This window comes from Caulobacter sp. GW821-FHT09H08 (assembly GCF_059415885.1).
Genome location: NZ_JBWKOC010000009.1, coordinates 1 through 3371, shown reverse-complemented (window position 1 = coordinate 3371; position 3371 = coordinate 1). Strand labels below are relative to the sequence as shown.

3 protein-coding genes are annotated in these 3371 nt (G+C 68.9%); 2 read left to right on the top strand and 1 reads right to left on the bottom strand.

All coding sequences use genetic code 11. The features are described from left to right. Positions 1-311: 311 nt before the first annotated feature. Entirely contained in the window at positions 312-578 is a 267-nt protein-coding gene (locus AC07NN_RS24030; RefSeq protein WP_494646341.1) for a hypothetical protein, read from the top strand. Positions 579-581: 3 nt separating this feature from the next. Here the strand turns inward: AC07NN_RS24030 and bioB are convergent, their stop codons facing one another. Further along, positions 582-1631: a biotin synthase BioB gene (bioB, locus tag AC07NN_RS24025; RefSeq protein ID WP_494646340.1), complete on the bottom strand. Its 1050-nt coding sequence runs from the start codon at positions 1629-1631 to the stop codon at positions 582-584. A gap of 111 nt (positions 1632-1742) precedes the next feature. Between bioB and AC07NN_RS24020 the strand changes: the two genes are divergently transcribed. Further along, positions 1743-3224 (top strand): CYTH and CHAD domain-containing protein, encoded by a 1482-nt coding sequence (locus AC07NN_RS24020; RefSeq protein WP_494646339.1) that lies wholly within the window; start codon positions 1743-1745, stop codon positions 3222-3224. The last annotated feature ends 147 nt before the right edge of the window (positions 3225-3371 follow it).

The window sequence follows — 3371 nt, the reverse complement described above, 5'->3', positions numbered from 1 at the left end:
CCGAGCAGACAACGCTCACGCCTCCCGACCTCACGGGCAAGAACAGCCTGGCGGAGCGGTCAGCGAGCCGAAACACAACAAACCACACGGTCTCCGGGTTCGCCCGGCCGCTCCGTCGCCTCCTCATGAACTTCAGCGGTCTGGCCGCGTGAAGCGGCGGACTCATGACTAGCCCCCACCTGACCTGCTGCGCAGGTCTGTCCGCCCCCAGACGGGGGCGGAGGGAAACTCTCCTCCCCCTCTTGGGGGAGGGGGACCGCCGAACGGCGGTGGAGGGGGCCTTCGCCGCGCCCATCAGACAGGAGTAGAAAATGACCCCATCCCTGATCCACGCCCGCCACGATCGCATGTTCGGCAACGGCCGCAGCCGTCCCCGGCGGCGACCGAAGGCCGACGACATCTGGCTGAGCCTGATCGACAAGATCACGACGATCCTGGATGAGGCCGAACACGACATGCGCGCGATGACCCGAGGCTATCCGCCTCACATCCTGGCCGGATACCTCGCCGACGCGGCCGAGACGCGGCGCGAGCTCGAGGCCCAGCGCCGCGATATCCTGCGGAACCCTCGCGCCTGAAGCCTATTCCGCCGCGACGATCTCACGGTCTTGGCTGTGGTCGTGAGCTTCGACGCGGACAGCGCCGCCCATGGGACGCAGGTCCAGGTCCTGGAACAGCTTGCTGTCCTCGTCCATGCCCGGCAGCGGGGTCGTCAGCAGCTTGCCGCCGACGAAGATCGAGTTGGCGCCGGCCATGAAGCACAGGGCCTGCAGCTCGCGGCTCATCCCTTCGCGACCGGCCGACAGGCGAACCATCGATTTCGGGCAGACGATGCGGGCGACGGCGATGGTGCGGATGAACTCGATGGCGTCGATCGCCTTGCCTTCCGCGAGAACCTTGTCACCCAGCGGCGTGCCGCTGACCGGCACCAGGCCGTTGATCGGCAGGCTGTCGGGATGGGCCGGCAGGGTGGCCAGCTGGTGCAGTAGGCCCGCGCGGTCGCGGCGCTGCTCGCCCATGCCGACGATGCCGCCGCAGCAGGTGCTCATGCCGGCGTCGCGGACGTGGGCCAGGGTGTCGAGGCGCTCCTGGTAGGTGCGCGTGGTCACGACGTCCTTGTAGTAGTCCGGGCCGGTATCGAGGTTGTGGTTGTAGTAGTCCAGGCCGGCTTCCTTGAGCGCCTTGGCCTGGTCGGCGGTCAGCATGCCCAGCGTCGCGCAGGTCTCCATGCCCATCGCCTTCACCTCGCCGATCATCGAGGCCAGCTTCGGCAGGTCGCGGTCCTTCAGCTCGCGCCAGGCCGCGCCCATGCAAAAGCGCTGGGCGCCGCCGTCGCGGGCCGCGCGGGCCTTGGCCACGACGTCCTCGGTGGCCATCAGCTTCTCGGCCTTCAGGCCGGTCTTGAAGTGGGCCGACTGGCTGCAATAGCCGCAGTTCTCGGCGCAGCCGCCGGTCTTCACCGACAGCAGCTGCGACAGCTGCACTTCCGAAGGATCGAACCAGGCCCTGTGGACGGTCGCGGCCTGGAAAACCAGCTCCATGAACGGGAGCTCGAACAGGGCCTCCACCTCGGGAAGAGTCCAGTCGTGGCGGGCCAGATGGGAGATGGGCGAAGCATTGATCTGGTTCATGGCGCGCACGTTTGAACCGGTGCACGAGGCTTGGCAAGACGTCGGGTAGACGGCATACGGCTATGCGCTGTCTTTGCGGAGCCGAAGGCGCGCGCGGGAGTTGGTCAGGTCATGGATCGCGAGATCGAGCTGAAATTCCTGATCCCGCCCGAGGCGGCGACCTTGGCCCTGACCCAGTTGCAGGGCGAGGGCGCGGTGCGCCAGCTCGACGCCACCTATTTCGACACCCCCGACCACGCCCTGCGCAAGGCGGGCTTCGGCCTGCGCGTCCGCGACGGCGAGGGCGGTCGCAAGCAGACCCTGAAATCGGCCTCGGCCGGCGGGGTCTTCTCGCGCGGCGAGTGGGAAGAGAAGATCGCCGGCCCCGGTCCCGACCGCGACGCCCTGGCCCGGACGCCGGCGGCGGCCATGCTGGAAGGCGAGGCCCTCGCGCCGGTCTTCACCACTCGGGTCGAGCGCACCGTGCGTATCGTCCAGGTCGGTGAAGCGGTCATCGAGGCCGCGCTGGACCGAGGCGAGCTCAGCGCCGACGGCCGCCAGGCGGCGGTCTGCGAGCTCGAACTGGAGCTGAAGTCGGGAGAGCCGCGGGCGCTCTTCGACCTCGCCCGCGAACTGGCCAAGCGCGTGCCGCTGCGCCTGTCGCTGATCAGCAAGGCCGAGCGAGGCTACGGCCTTGCTGCCGGCGACGAGACGCCGTCGCCGCGCCGGCAGGCCGCCGCGCTGGATCCGAAGTGCACCGTTGGCGAGGCCCTCCAGGCGCTCGGCCAGGCGAACCTCGCGCATCTTTGCGCGGCGCTGGAAGCCCTGCGCGAACGGCCCGAGCCCGACGGCGTCCATCAGGCGCGGATCGCCGCCCGGCGGCTGCGGGCTTTGTTGAAGATCTTCAAGCCGCTGGCCCAAGACACGGCCGCCCAGGCGCTCGACGACGAGCTCGACTGGCTGGCGGGAGAACTGGACGCGGCGCGCGACTTGGACGTCTTCGTCGGCGAGATCTGGGAGAAGTCCGCCAAGGGCGCCAACTTCGCCGGCCGCGACGACTTCGAACGCGACCTGAAAGCCGCCCGCGCCAACGCCTATCTGCGGATGGAAGCGGCGCTGGAAAGCCCCCGCGCCCGCGACGTCCTGCTGGAAGCCGCCGCCTGGCTGGAGGCCGGCGCCTGGACAGCCGATCCCGCGCTGGCGGAGGTCCGCGACGGTCGCGCCGACGCCTTCGCCGCCGAGGTCCTCGACCAACGCCGCAAGCAGGTGAAGAAACGCGCCAAGCACTTCGACGAACTCGACGCGCACGGCCGCCACAGGCTGCGCCTCAAGGGCAAGACGTTCCGCTACGCCGCCGAGGACCTGGCGCCACTCTTCCCGGACCATCCACGACGCGCGCAGCGTTTCGTCGAGCGCTCCAAGGCCGTGCAGGATGCGCTTGGCGCGTTGAACGATCGCAACGTCCGCACGAGCCTGGTCGAGATCGTGACGCACGGCGACCGGACCTTGGCCCGCGACGCCGAACGCGTCGTGCTGGCGGACGACGAGACCGAACTGCTGCACGCGGCGCGCAAGGCGCTCGACGACTTGATCGACGCCAAGACGTTCTGGTGATCAGAACGGGGAAAGACTCAAGCCGGAAACGCAAAAAGCCGCCCGAAGGCGGCTTTTGCTACGTTTAGACCCTTGGGTGCGGGGACAGGATTTGAACCTGTGACCTTCAGGTTATGAGCCTGACGAGCTACCGGGCTGCTCCACCCC

Coding starts and splice junctions, on each gene's coding strand:
- AC07NN_RS24030 (WP_494646341.1), top strand. CDS start 312: ATGACCCCATCCCTGATCCACGCCCGCCACGATCGCATGTTCGGCAAC.
- bioB (WP_494646340.1), bottom strand. CDS start 1,631: ATGAACCAGATCAATGCTTCGCCCATCTCCCATCTGGCCCGCCACGAC.
- AC07NN_RS24020 (WP_494646339.1), top strand. CDS start 1,743: ATGGATCGCGAGATCGAGCTGAAATTCCTGATCCCGCCCGAGGCGGCG.